This is a genomic window from Phormidium sp. FACHB-1136, from assembly GCF_014697375.1.
Lineage (GTDB): Bacteria > Cyanobacteriota > Cyanobacteriia > Phormidesmidales > Phormidesmidaceae > Nodosilinea.
Genome location: NZ_JACJRS010000118.1, coordinates 1 through 15679, shown reverse-complemented (window position 1 = coordinate 15679; position 15679 = coordinate 1). Strand labels below are relative to the sequence as shown.

Below are 15679 nucleotides of genomic sequence, written 5' to 3'. Positions count from 1 at the left end.
CCACTGGGGTCTCCCAAGGCATGACGGGTGTCCTACAGCCCTGGGGTTGTCTGCTCAAACAAGGCGTGAAAATCCTCGGTGACAACGGCTCCAGGGGTGTCCGCTGGTTTGGAAATGAGGTCAAAGGCTTTATTCCGGGCACTGGGCGCTCGCAACGCCTGCACCACCACTTCTGCCACATCCGACCGGGGAATAGCGGTCGGGATGCCCTCGGGCGGATGGGCCAGCCATTCATCATCTTTGCCCACCAATAGCTCGCGCTGGCCCCCTGGCTGATCCTGTAATCCCCCGGAACGAATGATAGTGTAGTCTATCCCTGACTTGATTAGGTCAGCTTCGGCCCTGCGCTTCCAGATCAAAATGTTGCCGTTAGCCATGCGATTGAGCGGGTGTTGCTCATGGGTGCCGCCCATCGAGCCAACCAGAACAATGTGCTTGACCCCTGCCGCCCTAGCCGCGTCAATTTGGTTGACCTGGCCCTGATAGTCCACCTGCTCTGGGGTGCCGCCCTCTGGATAGATAAACTCAGGCCGCTGTCCTGGCTGGGGCGGGGCTTTCATCTGGGGAATGGCGCTGGTGAGAATAACCAAGGCATCACAGCCCTCTAGAGCGACCTTGAGACCATCGGGATTGCAGATATCGCCCAGGTAGAATCCGTCTGTCGTGCCAAACAACTCCCTCACCTTGGCTTCAGAACGGGCAAACCCTTGGACGATAAACTCCCCTGGCCGCTGCTGGAGCTTTTGAACAACGATAGCGCCCGTGCGCCCCGTTGCACCCGTCACTAAAACATGGAGAGGAATAGTCATGTCTGTCTCTGCGAGTGGTTGAAAGCCTGCTCACCACTTTACTCTGAATGCTGTGCTGGCTGAGCCGACCCAGCGTAACCACCATGACGCAATCTACGGTCATCCCCAGGACAGCCCATGAAAAAACCCTAGGCCATTTGGCTTAGGGCTAGCGGGGGTGCAGTGTGCTAGTACAAGCTTACCGTATTGTTCTGAAGCTCACAGCGGCGGTCATCGTGGTGAGGGTGACAAGACAATCCCGCAAGACTCCAGGACAGTACATCGTCCCAGCAGGGGGGGCAGGGTCGAATCCTACGAGACACCGGGACGCGATACTTGGCCAACGACCAACCCGCCTACAAGGGGTAGCATAGGTTCAACCAGCCTGGGAAGGTGAGGCCATGTTATTAGCCTGGGTGCGCCTGTTCCATACCCTCGTCTTCGTGGTGATGTTCGGGTCTATTCTATTCCTGCTGTACTGCGGCCTGACCAATCAACTCACGGTCTGGACGGCGATCACCTTCGGACTCATCAGCATTGAGGTCGTGATCTATGCTGCCCACGGCTTTCGTTGCCCCCTGAGAACCTGGGCTGAAGCCCTCACCCCCACAGGTCAAGCCGTTCAGGACATCTACCTACCACCCTGGCTATCGGCCCGTGTTGTGGCCATCTCTACCCCGCTATTGGGGGTGGCCTGCCTGCTCCTGCTGGGGCGGCTGCTGACCAGGTAATCCCTCAAGAGGGGTGGAACGTATGTAAGCACTAGACAGTCCTACAGGACAGCCCTCTTGAGCACCTGGGCGTAGGACATGGTTGTTTCCGGGCGGCGCTGCTCCTGGAGAATGGTTACGCAAGGACTTCGAGCAATGGGCAATCAAGGCTCATGCTTTTAGAGGCCAGTGGGAAGACCAGTGTTGGGGTCGGTATCGGGAGGACACCGCCAGTCATCCTTGCCATGCCAAATCTGCTCGAACTTCCATCGTGTTCCAGGGCTGATGTTGCCATCTAAAAATTCAATGGCCTTGATGTGATGAGAAAGGGTTGGGTCAAAGTACTTAGCTACGTTGATAAAGCTTAAGGGTTGGCCTTCCCCTTTACCGTTGAGCCAGATAGTGTCAAAGTCGTTGATTATACTGGGAGAAGTTATGTTGTACTCCCTCTGCAAGAAGACTAAAGCCCGGTTGGGGTTGCTAGTCTCACCCGCATTAGAAAGGCGTTTGTAGTCCTGGAAAAAGTCTAGGAGAGACATATTACACCTTCATCGCTATTACTACTCAGGGCTTTACTACTCAATCGTAATGAAGCAGATCAGTTAGTAGGGGTATCGAGGACAGATTACCTGTTAGGCTTCAAGACCAGTTTCGGGGTCGGTATCGGGGGAACACTTCCAATCATCCTTGCCATGCCAAATCTGCTCGAACTTCCATCGTGTTCCAGGGCTGATGTTGTTGTCCAGGAACTTAATAGCATTGACATGCGCTGGTAGAGATGGGTCAAGGAATTTGGCCACATTCAAGAGTATTAGATAGGGTTCACTCGATGGTTCACCACTGAGCCAAATTTCATCAAATTCACCCAACACATTTGGAGACGTTATACGATACTCCCTCTGCAAGAAGACAATAGCCCGATGGGGGTTCTGAGCCTGACCAGCATCCAAAAGACGCCTGTAGTCCTGGAAGAAGTCTAGAAGAGAGGACATATTGCACCTTCATCGCTTTACTACTCAATAGTAATGAAGCAAATCAGCCCGTGGGGGTGATGCCATAAAAAGTAACCCCTGTGTATAGGACAGTCCCATAGGACAACCCTCTAAAGCACCTGGGCGTGGGGCGTGGTGGCCTCTGGGCGGCGCTGCTCCTTGAGAATGGATCCCTACTCGTCCTCCTCCAGATAGGCTTCATCCTCGTCCTCAACTTCAATCTCGACATCTCCGGTGGCCACCCCGCCGCTGATCTCCAACTTCTCCCGCACCTGGGCTTCGACCTTCTTGGCGAACTCAGTATCCTCAAGTAGCCGCTGCACGGTGTTGTCGCGCCCCTGGCCCACGTTGTCGCCCTCGTAGCTGTACCAGGCTCCCTTACGGACGATCACCCCATGCTGCTCGGCTAGGTCAACCAAACAGCCCATGCTAGAGATGCCCTGGCCAAAGAGAATGTCAAACTCCCCAATGCGGAAGGGCGGGGCCACCTTGTTCTTGGCCACCTTCACCTTGGCGCGAATCCCATACTCTTCGGTGCCCTTCTTCAGGGTTTGGATGCGGCGAATGTCGAGGCGCACCGAGGCATAGAACTTGAGCGCATTCCCCCCGGTGGTGACTTCAGGGTTGCCGTAGGAGATGCCGATCTTCTGGCGTAGCTGGTTCAAGAAGATGACCGTACATTGCGACTTACCAATGCTCCCGGTAATCTTCCGCAGGGCTTGGCTCATCAACCGGGCCTGGAGGCCAACGTGGGCATCGCCCATCTCCCCCTCAATTTCAGCACGGGGCACCAGGGCCGCTACCGAGTCCACCACCACCACATCAATGGCCGATGACCGCACCAACTGATCCACCACTTCAAGGCCCATCTCTCCGGTGTCCGGCTGGGACACCAGCAGTTCATCCACATTCACCCCCAGGGCGGCGGCGTAGATGGGGTCAAGGGCATGTTCAGCGTCCACAAAGGCCGCGACCCCACCCATCTTCTGCACCTCAGCGAGAACATGCAGCGCCACGGTGGTTTTCCCCGAACTCTCAGGGCCATAAATTTCGATGATTCGCCCCTTGGGTAGACCACCGCCTAGGGCCAGGTCAAGGGTCAGCGCCCCGGTGGGAATGGTTTCTACCTTCATCCGGGCGGCATCCCCTAACCGCATGATTGCGCCCTTGCCAAAGTTGCGCTCAATCTGATTCAGCACCATCGTCAACGCCTTGGCTTTCTCGATCTGCTCCGGTGTTTGCTTTGCCGCTGTATCGTCCGCTGACTTGCTACTCTTCCGACCTGCCATAATTCCCTCGGTGCGATAGAACAAGACCCCTGAACCCCAGAACAGTTGTCTTTAGAGAACCAGTTTAGTACAATTGTTCCAAATCGCAATAGGGAGTTATCCGGTCTGGACGGAATAGCTAAAACAACGCCTCTACGGCAAGGGGAGGTCAGGTGATGGCCCAACAACGCTTAAATACGCTGATGGTGTCCTCTGGCTGGCTAATGGCCGTGACCCATCGAGCCAGGGGCTACCGCTGCTGGGTGATTACCCCTGAACTCGCGGCCCTCACCGATGGCGAAATCTACCCCACCAGCCAGGATGCCCTCGAAGCGGCCCGTAGCCTGGTGTACTGCTCGACGGGGCCGCAGATTGACTTTAGCCGCTGCCGTCTTTACGACTAGGGCTACGGTGGCCTCTGGAGATTTCTAACCAGAAGTCTGTAAAGCCACTAGAAGGTGTATTAGGCAAGATAAGTTAGGAATTTGGCGACTTACCCGAAAAAGCAGTGGGTGCAACCTCACCTTGGGCACGTTAGATCTGTGGATATCAGTGGTTAGCCCATGCCTTTTTGTCTAAGCCGCGCCTTGCGTTGTGTTCCCCTCAGTCTTCTCTTTGTCCTCGCGGCCCCCGCCAAAGCCCAAGATTTACCGCCCTACGCAGGCACCCGATGCATTCACTTCGCTACCCAGCAAGAAGCCCAGTGGCACTACTACATGGGAACAGCCCCCGCCTCTCTGGACGATGACCGGGATGGTTATGCCTGTGATCTCTTAACCACAGCTATTCGTGAAGACGGTAGCCGAATCTTTAGTAACCAAGCCAATCGAGGTAATGAACGGTTCACCCTAGAGGTGTGGCGCGTCAATGCCACCGATGTTTACCTGCGGATTAAGTCAAGCTCTGGGATGGACTTCACCACCCGCAGTTTCCCCTCCGACCGGGACGCCAGAGACCACATGAGAACCTACTACCAAAACCTGCTGCGCTAGGGCCACCACCATGACCAAGCATAGACGCCACCAGAGTTCTAGTGTCTATCGCCCAGCCCACCGCCAAACTCAGCACCACCCCGTTGTGGTTTTGTTCAGCCTGATGATGGTCTGCTACGCCCTGGTGCAACTGAAACAGCTTTTCATTCAGCACAATGGTGTCGGTGGCCCTGGCTGGACGATAGGCCAACCCCAGACTCGATGGGATTTGCGTCTGGGGAATCGACCGCTGCCCGAACTCCAAGCCCTCGCCCTTGACCTGGTGAACCGGGACAGACAGGTGAATGGTCTGCCGCCCCTGGTGGAAGATCCACTGTTGTCCCTAGCCGCCCAACGCCATGCTGAGGATATGTTGCGACGGCGGTTCTATGACCACGTTAACCCCGATGGCCAAGATCCCTCAGACCGCTTTATGGCCCTGGGTGGACAGGTGGGGGCCGGGGAAAACATCATGCAGCAAGTGGGGGGAATGCCGATGACGCTCTCCTACGGCCTGGTGGAGGAATACCAGAAGGGATGGATGTATAGCCCTGGCCATCGGGAGAACCTACTCACCGCCGATCATACCACCTTTGGCTATGGCATTGTGGCTAACCCGCTGGGGACTGAAATCTATGCGGTGCAGATGTTTAGTTTTCCGGCACAGTAGAGTAAACTAACCACAAAAAGCCCGCCGGAAAAAACCAGCGGGGATAATGCAGCATGTGAATTGTGGGGAAGTATTGGTTAGCCTAAAACTGTGGCAGAGAGGAAAGCTACACCAATGCCTGAGAGAGTAAAGCCTGCGAAACGTAGGTTAAGGGGCTTTACCTCACTACTTGCCCCTAGCTGCTTAGCCAACAGGTAAGCGCTCATAGAGATGAACATCTGAATAGCAGAAAAACCTATTAAATAAGCAACCAATGATGACATTTCTGCCCCAACGACAGCCTCTCCATAAGCATAGCCATGGAACATACCAGCCATCGAAGCCAGGAGAATCATGGCTCCCGCAGGTAATGAATTTTTAGCAGCTAGAAGCAAGCCAAATACCAAAACAGATGAAGCAATAAAGAATTCTGGTGCAGGCAAGTTAAGGTTAGACAAATGAATCCCTGTACCCAGAAGTGAAGCTAGAACAAACGCCACAGGAATGAGTAAGCCTCGATTAAAGATAGCGGCTAGCAAACCAATTGTGATCACAAAGGCGAGGTGATCAAGGCCAATCACTGGATGTCCAATACCAGAGAGAAATCCCTCCATCGCATTTGTTGGAGAGTCACCACCAAATGGATGGTGAGCCATGGCTGGGAAACATAGGGTTAACGAGGTGATAGCTACTAGACTGCTGATGATAATCTTCGGTCTCAAGTTAGAAAAAGACTGGATATGCATTGTGGGTTAGTCCTAACGGTAGTTCTAGGTTTTACAGAAGTATCAACAGGTAGCTATCAGATTGCACTAGAGGAAGAGTCAGAGAGAATAGGCTCATCATGGGCACTTGCACAATCTAATAAAGTGGATAGCTTTGTCTCTAGCTCTGTCTTATCTACAAGACCTGTGTCTATTACAAGCTTTTCTAAAACGGTATACCAGCGCTGGTAGTAGTCCCAGGTTGGGTCGTCTAGATTATGCTCTGACTCCCACTCATCAATGGTGGAAATTAAATTTTTACGAAAGTCTTCCCACTCGTAATGCCCTTTTTTTGATAGGGCTATGGCAAGCGCAAAGGCAACTTGTTCCCAGCTTCGCTTGAAAGCAAGACTTCCATTCTCTCGAGGAGGAGATTCTTCACTGCCCATCAAGCTAGAGGCAGCAAAATGTTCAAATCGGGTAAACATGGGAAATAAACCTTCTCCCTGGCTAAAGTAAAGCTTATCCAAGCCCAGCGGTATAGCTTTAGCTAGGGGAAAATTTCAATCCCTAAGCTGGACTTGGAAAAAAAGTTAGTAACCTTCTAAGGAATAGCTACTGTAGCCACACCCATCATGGATTCTGGGGTAACAAGATTGGCCAAATCGTCTTCACTCATATGCTCGGTACCAGCAGGTCGTTCTGGCAGCACCCACCAGCGAATCTGTCCGCTACTATCCCAAACTCGAACCTCGATAGAATCATCTAGCTCAAGGCCAAACTCCTTTAGAACCTTGCGAGGCTCACGGGCAGCTCTAGATCTGAAGGTTGGATCTTTATACCAGTAAGGAGGTAAGCCTAACGTCGGCCAAGGGTAGCAGGAACATAGGGTGCAAATAATCAAGTTATGAACAGATGAGGTATTCTCAGCTACTCGCATGTGCTCACCTTCTGCACCAGACATGCCAGTTGTCATGCCCATCGCGTCACAGGCAGCATTGCAATCTTTGATTAGAAGCTCCTTGAAGCCTGGATCAACCCATGCTTTTGCGACCAACTTAGCCCCATTAAATGGCCCCATCTTGGACTCGAAATATTCCAGCACCTTATTGACAGTTTCACTACCAATAATGCCTTTTTCAATCAACAAAGCTTCGAGTGCTCTAACCTTTGCAGCACTTTCTAGCTCACGATTGGGACTATAGCTAAAGATCTCATCACCAGGAATAGACATCGGTATCTCACCTCACTTCAAAAAATTCTAGGTCTAGGCTGCATCGAGATAGATCTCGAAAATATCGGCGTAAAAAGTAGAGCCAGCTTCAGCGAGTTCTTCCCCCCAGATTTCCTTAGGATCAAAGCGGACGCTATAGCTGGGCTGAGCAGGGCCTAATCCATCAGAGGGGCCAGGAAAGTAGGCATAGCACCCTTCATAGACTAGGTCGATAGTTCCAGTTTTACTGCGTAAATGCCCTGGCAGTCGAGTATGTTCAACCACTGGCATATCCTTAACAACCACAGCGTCCCCCACGGAAAACTTGGGCTGAACATCGACAGCACGTTTAGGTGAATCACCAAGCTCTAGATACTTGATAACCTGATCATCAATGGCCGCAATTTCCTTTTGAGGGAGAGGGACTGGATCAATATTTCCCTCTTTCAGATAGAAACTGGTCTTTTGATCCAGTTCTTCTTGAGAAATATACCCTTTCTCAACAAAGAAACCAGAGATACCTCCCAACCACTTTTCGTAGTAGCGAAATTTAAAGTAGTCGAAGGGGTTCATGGCTTCTGCCCCTCGCCGCAAATCAGCCCAAGTCCAGATATCCTTAAAGGTTGTAGGAACCTGTTCAATCGGATAATCAGGCAAGGCGTCCTTGAGATGAGTACTTAAACCCATCATGGCTGTATGAATGCCGAAGATGCGCTTTTCCCACTGCTCAACAAATACTTTCTTCTGAAAGTCTACAGGGCCAAGTCCTTCTAATCCGCCTAGAGAATGTTGTAATTTCATAAATCTTTTAGCTCCATTTCACTGATTTCAAGATTTGAATTTTGCTGATTTCAGATGTCCTTAGCTGTTTCCCTAGCGGCCTCAACGACAGCAGGAGTTGTCGTCATTGCTTTGCCCCAAGCTTCGGAAAGATAACCGAAGATATTGCCCAGAATCATAGCGGCAATTGCAATTAACACTGGGTTATTCGGTAAGGGGGCAGTTACAGCTAAACCTGTAACTGCTACGGTGCCAACGGTTTGGGAAAACCCCCACACAATGGCAGGGGTAATACCGTAGGTGAAAGGAAGCTTGGAGGCCTGAACCATACCAGCACTACCGATACCAACACAAATGGCGGCGACTAGGGGGCTAGGGCCAATTAAGTCAATGGCTAATAAAGAAAGGGCTGCAATGATAATCCCTGTAATATTGCAGGAAACAGATTTAGTAAATCCTCTAACGCCGCCCCCAACAATAAAAAAGGAGGCCCAGGCCGTAAAGGTAACCCAAACGGGTACAGGGATGACGGTCGCCGTCAAAAATACATCTACACCGCCAAGAACACCGATGCTAATACTTAGGGCTTCGGACTGTTTCATAATAGGCTGGGCTCCGAATGGTTTGGGTCACATTAAGCAATCATGAAAGCCATGTCGCAACTCGTCTTCATTCAAGTTGCGACCAATAAAGACCAGTTCATTCCGTCGGGTTTCCCCAGGCTGCCAGGGACGACCTGGACGGCCATCCAGGGTCATGTGAACTCCCTGAAAAACAAACCTTCGATCTTCATGATCCATATCAAGGATGCCTTTCATCCGAAAAATATCAGCCCCTCGCTCTTGCACCAGTTGATAGAGCCAGCGATTGAATTTATCGCCATTGACAACTCCACCTTCTTGTATAGCCACGGAGGAAACTGTCTCATCATGCTCGTGGGCATCTTCATCTAGGAACTCTGGATCGACACCGAGAGCATTCTTCAGATCAAAAGCTCCGACTCCTAACACAGAATCTAGGCTAATTTCACAGTTCTGTGTCTGATGGATTTTGGCGATTACATTCATCTGTCGAATTCTCTGCTCCAGTTCTTCCAGAATTGGGGGAGAGACTAAATCAACCTTGTTCAGTAAGATAACATCGGCAAAAGCAATTTGCTCTTGGGCTTCACTGCTATCCCAATGTTCCCAGATATATTTGGCATCAACAACAGTAACGATGGCATCTAATAGAAGCCGTGATCGCATGACCTCATCCACAAAAAAGGACTGAATGACAGGGGCCGGATCAGCTAAGCCTGTCGTTTCAATCATGAGGTAATCAAAATCTTTAGAGCGCTCCATCAAGCTGCTAATGATGCGAATTAAATCACTTCGCACTGTACAACAGATGCAGCCATTATTCATCTCAAGTATTTCTTCGTCAGCACCTATGACTAACTGGTTATCGATGCCAACTTCGCCAAATTCATTGACAATGACAGCGATTCGCTTGCCGTGCTGTGCGGTAAGAATATAGTTCAGTAATGTGGTCTTACCTGCACCTAGATATCCAGTCAGCACCGTGGTAGGGATCTGATTCTGCAAAGATGACGACCTCTCTTATTTTTTCCTTATTTTGCATAAGAGAAAAATAAGGGAGTATGGGGATAGGGGCTGTATATTAGGCGACACAATGAGAGTTTTATAGCGGTTCTCATTCCAGCGAAGTACAGGCAAGGGGCTTAAGCCCCTTGTTATCAGGCTGTTGAGATCATTGGGGCGTACCTCATCCACTAGGAAACCGCTATAACACGTTGATCAATCTGACTATTGCTGCTCTACGACCTAGACATCGCCTTTAGTCGATGCCCCCAAAAATTCCTAAGTAATTGCAACGACAGAGATAATAATCAATGCCATCGATTGAATAAGGAATCTTGCTCCTTCTGTATAGGTTGACCACAGACTTTGAAATCTACCAATCATCCCAAAACTCAGCCTCTAACTCATCGCTTCTAGTAACAGCCTTTCAAACAGGGGATCGCCCCAGGTCATGAGTCGAAGTGAGGGGTGTTCCTCGAAGACCTCTGGCCTAAAGGTGACGGCATAGGTGTGCTGGCGATAGCTCATATCCCAAATGCCTGGACTGGCCTGCATAAACTGAACCCCGTTGGCTTTTAGTCGGTGGGACTGGGTAAAGGTGGCCTCCACAAATTCTGGGCTGACTGGAGACGGTGGCAGGGGCCGCTGAATTTCTTGCAAGTCAGCTTCCACATCTCGTTTCACCATGTCATCGAGGGCGGGACGTTGGGGCGGGGCGGCGAGGACGGTATCGAACTCAGAGAGCAGTACGTCTTCCTCTTCCTCATCGACGCTCATGGTGGCCCGCTCGATGAAGGTGGGCACCTGGGCCAGGATAGGCTGAAGGTTGCCCACCACCGAGGTGAAGGCATTGATGCGGTCACGCAGTTTGCGGTAAACCTTCGCCTCTACGGTGCCGTCGTAATAGAAGTTGTGGATGGTGACGGTGGGGTAGCGCTGACCGATGCGGTCAATGCGGCCAATGCGTTGTTCGACTCGCATTGGGTTCCAGGGCATGTCGTAGTTGAACAACACCCCGCAGGTTTGCAGGTTTAGCCCCTCACTGGCGGATTCTGTGCAGAGCAGGATCTTGATATCGCCATCGCGGAACCGGGTTTTGATTAGCTCCTTGGGCACCACTGTCCATTGGCCATCTCGCCACAGTTCACCGCCTCGGCCAGAGTAACAAGCCACCTGGTTGCCGTAGAGTTCCCGCAGTTGATCCCGCAGAAAGTCCATAGTGTCGGTGTATTGGGTGAAGGTAATGGCGCTTTCTCGGTTCACCAGTTCCTGGCGCAGGGTGGCGATGAAGTGGGCCAGCTTGGTATCTTCTCCGGTGTTTTCAAACTGTCGCAGTAGGGCTTCGAGCTGTTCGATTTCCCTAGGGTCTACAGGCTCCATGTAGCCCTCTAGCCCTTCGATGATGGCATCATCGGCATCGTCTAGGTCAGCAAAATCATCGGCGGTGAGGCCGCTGCCCTGTTGGGTAATTAGAGAATCGAGCCGTCGCTGGAGGGATTGTTGAATGGCGTAGAAGGAGCTGGTCAACCGTTTGCGATACAGGGTCATCAAAAAGCCCAGGGCTTTGCGCTGTTCCTTTTGGGCGAGGCGATAGAAGTGGCGCACATAGTCGCTCACCTGGCGGTAGAGGTCGGCTTCGCGGGTGGGTTCTAGGGTGATGGCGTTGTCGCAGACCTCACGGCGGGGCACGTCTTTGTTTAGCAGGCCCAAGCGGTAGTATTCCCGCAGGGTGTCTCGCGTGTGGCGAAACATCATGTCTTTGAGCGGGGTGTTGGTGGAGAGGAATTGCCGCGAGGCGGTGATGAACGCCTTATCTTGTAGGTAGGAGCGCTCGTTGATGATGCGAATGCGTCCCCGCCAGGTATCTTCTACTTTGCTGGCCAACATGCGGTCTTGCTGGCGCAGATGGTGCTGAAGCCGGGGGCAGGGCTGGCCACCACGGGCAAAGTAGTCGCTGGCCATGGTTTGCCAGAAGTCCAACAAATGGCGGTCTGGTTGGCTCTCTAGGGATGAAAAGTAGTCGCAGAAGGTATCGCCATAGGCCCAGTGGCCTTTAAGCCCCAGCACATGCAGCAGGTCAAAGACCTCGATGGGGTCAATTTGCATGGGGGTGGCCGACAACAAAATCAGGGATTGAGTGCGTTCCCGCAGTTGCTCTAGCAGTTGCAGCAGACGGTTGGGGGTGTCTTTGCGGGCCTGGGGCGATTTACGACGGGCATGGTGAGCCTCATCAAGAATCACCAAATCCCAAGGCTCGGCATCGAGTAGCTTCTGCATCCGCTCTTGACGGCGCACCAGGTGGCTGGAGGCGAGGATCAGGTCTTTCTGATTCCAGGGGTGGCCCGTGGATTGGCTCGTTTGGCCATAGGGATCTTTGAATTCGCCCTGGGTATAACTCCAGAAGTGGAGGTTGAATTTTTCCCGGAGTTCTTCGTGCCACTGGGGCTGTACGCTGGCAGGAGCCAAGACCAGGACGCGCTTCACCTTTTGAGACACCACCAGGTAGCGCAAAATCAGCCCGGTTTCGATGGTTTTGCCTAGGCCCACTTCATCGGCAATCAGGAAGCTGCGGGGAAATTCGGCGGCAGCGCGTTTGAGGATTTTGATTTGGTGGGGCCAGGGCTGGATGGGAATGGAGGTGAGGCAAGCGCTCAGGCAACCGGGGTCTTGGTGGATGTTGGCGATGGCCTCAAACGCGGCCCGCTCTTGGTTGTGGGTGTCTTCGTCTAGGAAAATAGTCGTAGGCACATCCTCAGATTCCGCTACCCCTGGATCTGGAATATCGAGATGTTCTCGTTCCTGGGGAGTGAGGGGGCGCTGGTTAAATTCATCCTCAGGTTTCCAGGTCGGGCGCTGGGGCGGGGCGTAGCGAATCAGCTTGCGTTTGACGGCATCGGGCACCTCAAAGACTCGAACGCTGGGGATTTGGTTGTGCCAGTGCTGCTCGAACCGCAGGGTTTCTTCCTGCACACGGGCCAGGTCGCGGGAGCCTTCCCAGGAACAAAAGACATGGAAGGATTCGACGTTGAAGTTCCAGCCGCCGCTGGATTCGTTGTTGGAGCCAGTGGTGGCGATCTGGTTGCCGTCGGCGTCGGTGAAGAGGCAGACTTTCTCGTGATAGATGTAGTGGGTGTTGATGGCCTCGTCGGGGTCGAGGGGTTGGCCGTCTTGGCGCAGGGGGATGGCGATACGGATATCGAGGCGACCACTTTGGATTAGCCAGCTTAGAATTTCGAGGCGTTTGAGTTGGGCAAAGCTGGTGGGGGCCGTGAGGTTGGCATCGAGGCGGGTGGCGACGGCATCGCGAAGGGCATAGCCTTGCTGGATGGCTTGGAGGTCGGTTTTGCTGAGGTGGCAGCTCATGATTAGCCGGATGTGGCCCTCGTTTTGGAGGAAGGCCCCCAGCCCCCCGGCCACCTGGCTGAGAATGGCGCTGTTGAAGAAGCCGGATTTGCGGTCATATTGTGTAGACCGCTCTAGGGCAGGAATGTAGAAGTCGGCGACGGGGTTGCTGGTGTCGCTGGCGTAGCTGATACGCCAGGGGTAGGTTGGTAGCTGAAAAGGCATAGTCTAGGTCGTAGAGTTTAGCAAGCCAATCGGGTAGCGCTGATCTTCGTAGGCTTCTACCAAGGTAGCCAACCTATCTAATTCTCCAGATTCAGGGGTATCTGGGGCTGCATCCATAAGGTTAGTGATACGCGCCAAGGCATTTTCGTAATCAGCCTCAGTCTCAATTGTTTTTTGGGTAGATAAGGTCATAGCTGGATCTAAAATCGATTAGCTGATCAGCCAGTCTTCTAGCTGTAGCCGAGGAATGTTCTCGAAGTCTTGGGTGTTGTGGGTAACAACAATATCGCCACGGATTCGGGCAACGGCAGCAATCATGGCATCGACTTCCCCGGTTGGTCTACCAATGCGGCGCAGCTCTCCCTGAATTTTGCCAAACTCTTCAGCCGTTTCCTCATCAAATGGGAGGATGGCAAGCACACTTAATAAACTTTCTAATTCTGCCAAGTTTTTAGCGACTCGTTGAGAGCAGTAAACTCCCTTATACAGCTCAGCCAGAATCAGGGTAGAGATGTAGCATTCGTCGCCCTTTTGCTCGAATTGGGCCAAAGCGGCAGGATGTTCTTGATTTAAAGCAATGCAAATATTGGTATCCAAAAGATACATAATGTCTACTCTTCATCAAAGTCAGCGAGAGGTCTACCCTGGTAGGCGTGACGTTCTTGGGCGATTGCATCAAAGATTTCAGCAATTTCAGGATCATCTTTCCATCCACCGACCGCTGCTCGAATTTTGGCGATGCGCTCCTCTTTACTTAGCCCGCTAAGGGGATGAGGCGGTAGGAGATGAGTGACATCGCGGTTAATCAGCACAATCACATCGACGGTGCTGCCTACAGGTAACTCATCAGATCGAACTTCAATTACACCTCCAGGTCTGACTACGGCTGTTTGCCTGAGTTCATTCAACATGTTCTGTTTCCTCTAAAATTCGTACTGAATTTAACGTTGGTTCCCAATCGATCTGATCACCCTGTAGTGTGTCTAGTAATCCCATTCGTCTCGTTGCTCGCGAATGAACTGGTCGGCTTCTTCGGGAGTGGCAAAGCTGCCGGGGGCAGAGCCAATCAGGTCAGTGAGGAGAGTAATGATCACCATGACCTCGGTACCATCTGGAATATCAAGGGTCTGATCAACTAGCTCAATGGTGTTGCCTCGTTTGATGCCTTTGGCTTTCATGCGAATGCTCCATTTTCAAATTTGGCACCTTAGCCATGCTTAAAATACGCTCTCCCTTAGAGCCAAACGATAGGCTTTAACGGCCTGGGTTTGGCGGCTACTTTCAACATAGCTGGCGAGAAGAGCGACATCGAGTTTTGGCAAAAGTTGACTTCTCTCTAGTGCTTCGTAGGTTTCGCCTGTTTCTGTTAGGCCATAGAGGCTAAGTTGTTGCTTTTCCCAGAACCAAACTTCTTTTACCCCCAAGCCTTGATAGACCTTGAGCTTATCAAGGCCACCGCTGGTTAGGGCAATTTCTAAGGCGATATCGGGCACCGCTTGGAGTTCACCTAGGCAATAGCATTCATCGGGCTCTAACCCACGGGCGGCAGCTTCTTGGCGAAAGGTGGCCGAGCCATAGCCATTGAGGTCTAAATCCAGTTCTTCGGCGAAGGCTTCGATGAGACGAGCAATGATGGTTTTAAGGCGTTCATGCTCAGGGGAGGTCGTCATCAGTTCTAGGGAACCCTCCAGGTAGGTCATCCGCAGGGCGGGAAACTGGTTCATAAACAGCGTCACCAGGGCCTCGTATTGTTGCCAGGTAACACCCTCTAACACCAGGCGTTGCTCTGCGCTGGGGAGAGAAGGCGGAATGTTAAGCAAAGATGCCGTCATAGCACGCTGAACCTCTCGTCGTAGTTTTGACTGTATCACTCCTCTCGTAAAACGCCCTCTCCCCGCGTCTCCCTCTCTCCGCGTCTTCTTGCCCCGTCTCCTAAAACAGCCCCATCTGCCCCCCTGCCAAATCTAGCTCTGGCTGCACATAAACCACCTTGGCCTGAATCTCATCCATCGCTAGCCACAGGTCGGCGAGGGCTTTTTCTTCGACCATGCGTTTGCGTTCGTCGCCGATGTGGGGGATGGCCTTGAGGGCCACTTCCCAGGCCCGCATGAACAGATCGTTGCTGAGTAGGCCAGTGGTTTTGAGGAAGCGGCGGACGGGGTCGATGCTTTGTTCTTCGAGGTAGAGGGCGATGATGGCGTGGAGGCCATCGATGAGGGCGGCGGCTGAGAAGTCGTCGGGGTTGGTGGAGAAGGCGCGTTTTTTGAGACGCTGCTGGGGGGTGAGCAGTTTGCAGGTGCCGCTGGCGGAGTCGATCAGTTTGTGGGTTTTGGCCAGGTCGGAGACATTGAAGCCACCGACGGCGAGGGCGAGCTGTCGCGCTTCATCGAAGGGGAACTCGCGGGCGCGGAAGGCATCCCAGGCGAGGATGTACCACTGGGTGAGGGGGTCGAA

At 52.5% G+C, this 15679-nt stretch carries 20 protein-coding genes and 1 pseudogene; 4 read left to right on the top strand and 17 right to left on the bottom strand.

The annotated features are described in order from the left end of the window. Nucleotides 1-32: 32 nt before the first annotated feature. Entirely contained in the window at nt 33-809 is a 777-nt protein-coding gene (locus H6G62_RS23190) for an SDR family oxidoreductase (protein ID WP_190499623.1), read from the bottom strand. A 380-nt stretch (nt 810-1189) separates the two neighbouring features. On the opposite strand from H6G62_RS23190, the gene H6G62_RS23185 reads away from it, so the two are divergent. Then, nucleotides 1190-1519, top strand: a complete 330-nt coding sequence (locus H6G62_RS23185) for a hypothetical protein (protein ID WP_190499622.1) — start codon at nt 1190-1192, stop codon at nt 1517-1519. Between the two features lie 158 nt (nt 1520-1677). On the opposite strand, the gene H6G62_RS23180 is transcribed toward H6G62_RS23185, so the two are convergent. The 3 genes from H6G62_RS23180 to recA form a co-directional block, all read right to left on the bottom strand. After that, nucleotides 1678-2037: a hypothetical protein gene (locus H6G62_RS23180; RefSeq protein WP_190499620.1), complete on the bottom strand. Its 360-nt coding sequence runs from the start codon at nt 2035-2037 to the stop codon at nt 1678-1680. A gap of 93 nt (nt 2038-2130) precedes the next feature. Further along, complete coding sequence (locus H6G62_RS23175) at nt 2131-2490, bottom strand: hypothetical protein (RefSeq protein ID WP_190499618.1); 360 nt, start codon at nt 2488-2490, stop codon at nt 2131-2133. 173 nt (nt 2491-2663) lie between these two features. Beyond that, a complete protein-coding gene (gene recA, locus H6G62_RS23170; protein WP_190499616.1) occupies nt 2664-3779 on the bottom strand; it encodes a recombinase RecA in 1116 nt (371 codons plus the stop codon). Nucleotides 3780-3934: 155 nt separating this feature from the next. Between recA and H6G62_RS23165 the strand changes: the two genes are divergently transcribed. The 3 genes from H6G62_RS23165 (at nt 3935) to H6G62_RS23155 (ending at nt 5399) form a co-directional block, all read left to right on the top strand. Further along, nucleotides 3935-4162 carry a hypothetical protein gene (locus H6G62_RS23165; RefSeq protein ID WP_190499614.1) on the top strand — a complete coding sequence of 76 codons (228 nt, stop codon included), beginning with the start codon at nt 3935-3937 and terminating at the stop codon, nt 4160-4162. A gap of 159 nt (nt 4163-4321) precedes the next feature. Continuing rightward, nucleotides 4322-4750: a hypothetical protein gene (locus H6G62_RS23160; protein ID WP_190499612.1), complete on the top strand. Its 429-nt coding sequence runs from the start codon at nt 4322-4324 to the stop codon at nt 4748-4750. A 10-nt stretch (nt 4751-4760) separates the two neighbouring features. Beyond that, nucleotides 4761-5399 (top strand): CAP domain-containing protein, encoded by a 639-nt coding sequence (locus tag H6G62_RS23155; RefSeq protein WP_199325192.1) that lies wholly within the window; start codon nt 4761-4763, stop codon nt 5397-5399. Between the two features lie 77 nt (nt 5400-5476). Here the strand turns inward: H6G62_RS23155 and H6G62_RS23150 are convergent, their stop codons facing one another. The 13 genes and pseudogenes from H6G62_RS23150 to H6G62_RS23090 form a co-directional block, all read right to left on the bottom strand. Continuing rightward, nucleotides 5477-6124 carry a HupE/UreJ family protein gene (locus H6G62_RS23150; protein WP_190499610.1) on the bottom strand — a complete coding sequence of 216 codons (648 nt, stop codon included), beginning with the start codon at nt 6122-6124 and terminating at the stop codon, nt 5477-5479. A 56-nt stretch (nt 6125-6180) separates the two neighbouring features. Beyond that, a complete protein-coding gene (locus H6G62_RS23145) occupies nt 6181-6570 on the bottom strand; it encodes a nitrile hydratase accessory protein (protein WP_190499608.1) in 390 nt (129 codons plus the stop codon). A gap of 116 nt (nt 6571-6686) precedes the next feature. Continuing rightward, nucleotides 6687-7316, bottom strand: a complete 630-nt coding sequence (gene nthA / locus H6G62_RS23140) for a nitrile hydratase subunit alpha (protein WP_190499605.1) — start codon at nt 7314-7316, stop codon at nt 6687-6689. Nucleotides 7317-7349: 33 nt separating this feature from the next. Next, nucleotides 7350-8096, bottom strand: a complete 747-nt coding sequence (gene nthB, locus H6G62_RS23135) for a nitrile hydratase subunit beta (protein ID WP_190499604.1) — start codon at nt 8094-8096, stop codon at nt 7350-7352. Between the two features lie 50 nt (nt 8097-8146). After that, nucleotides 8147-8677, bottom strand: coding sequence for a DUF1097 domain-containing protein (locus H6G62_RS23130; protein ID WP_190499602.1), 531 nt, complete (start codon nt 8675-8677; stop codon nt 8147-8149). A 27-nt stretch (nt 8678-8704) separates the two neighbouring features. Then, nucleotides 8705-9661: a GTP-binding protein gene (locus tag H6G62_RS23125; protein WP_190499600.1), complete on the bottom strand. Its 957-nt coding sequence runs from the start codon at nt 9659-9661 to the stop codon at nt 8705-8707. Nucleotides 9662-10057: 396 nt separating this feature from the next. Beyond that, nucleotides 10058-13225, bottom strand: a complete 3168-nt coding sequence (locus tag H6G62_RS23120; protein WP_190499598.1) for an SNF2-related protein — start codon at nt 13223-13225, stop codon at nt 10058-10060. A gap of 3 nt (nt 13226-13228) precedes the next feature. Continuing rightward, nucleotides 13229-13417 (bottom strand): hypothetical protein, encoded by a 189-nt coding sequence (locus tag H6G62_RS23115; protein ID WP_199325191.1) that lies wholly within the window; start codon nt 13415-13417, stop codon nt 13229-13231. Between the two features lie 18 nt (nt 13418-13435). Then, nucleotides 13436-13831 (bottom strand): type II toxin-antitoxin system VapC family toxin, encoded by a 396-nt coding sequence (locus H6G62_RS23110; protein ID WP_190499596.1) that lies wholly within the window; start codon nt 13829-13831, stop codon nt 13436-13438. A gap of 5 nt (nt 13832-13836) precedes the next feature. After that, a complete protein-coding gene (locus H6G62_RS23105; protein WP_190499594.1) occupies nt 13837-14136 on the bottom strand; it encodes a hypothetical protein in 300 nt (99 codons plus the stop codon). A 72-nt stretch (nt 14137-14208) separates the two neighbouring features. Continuing rightward, nucleotides 14209-14403: a hypothetical protein gene (locus H6G62_RS23100; RefSeq protein WP_190499592.1), complete on the bottom strand. Its 195-nt coding sequence runs from the start codon at nt 14401-14403 to the stop codon at nt 14209-14211. Between the two features lie 39 nt (nt 14404-14442). Further along, entirely contained in the window at nt 14443-15057 is a 615-nt protein-coding gene (locus tag H6G62_RS23095; RefSeq protein WP_190499590.1) for a Uma2 family endonuclease, read from the bottom strand. Between the two features lie 100 nt (nt 15058-15157). Next, a pseudogene (locus H6G62_RS23090) lies at nt 15158-15679 on the bottom strand (DNA methylase); the annotation flags it as partial.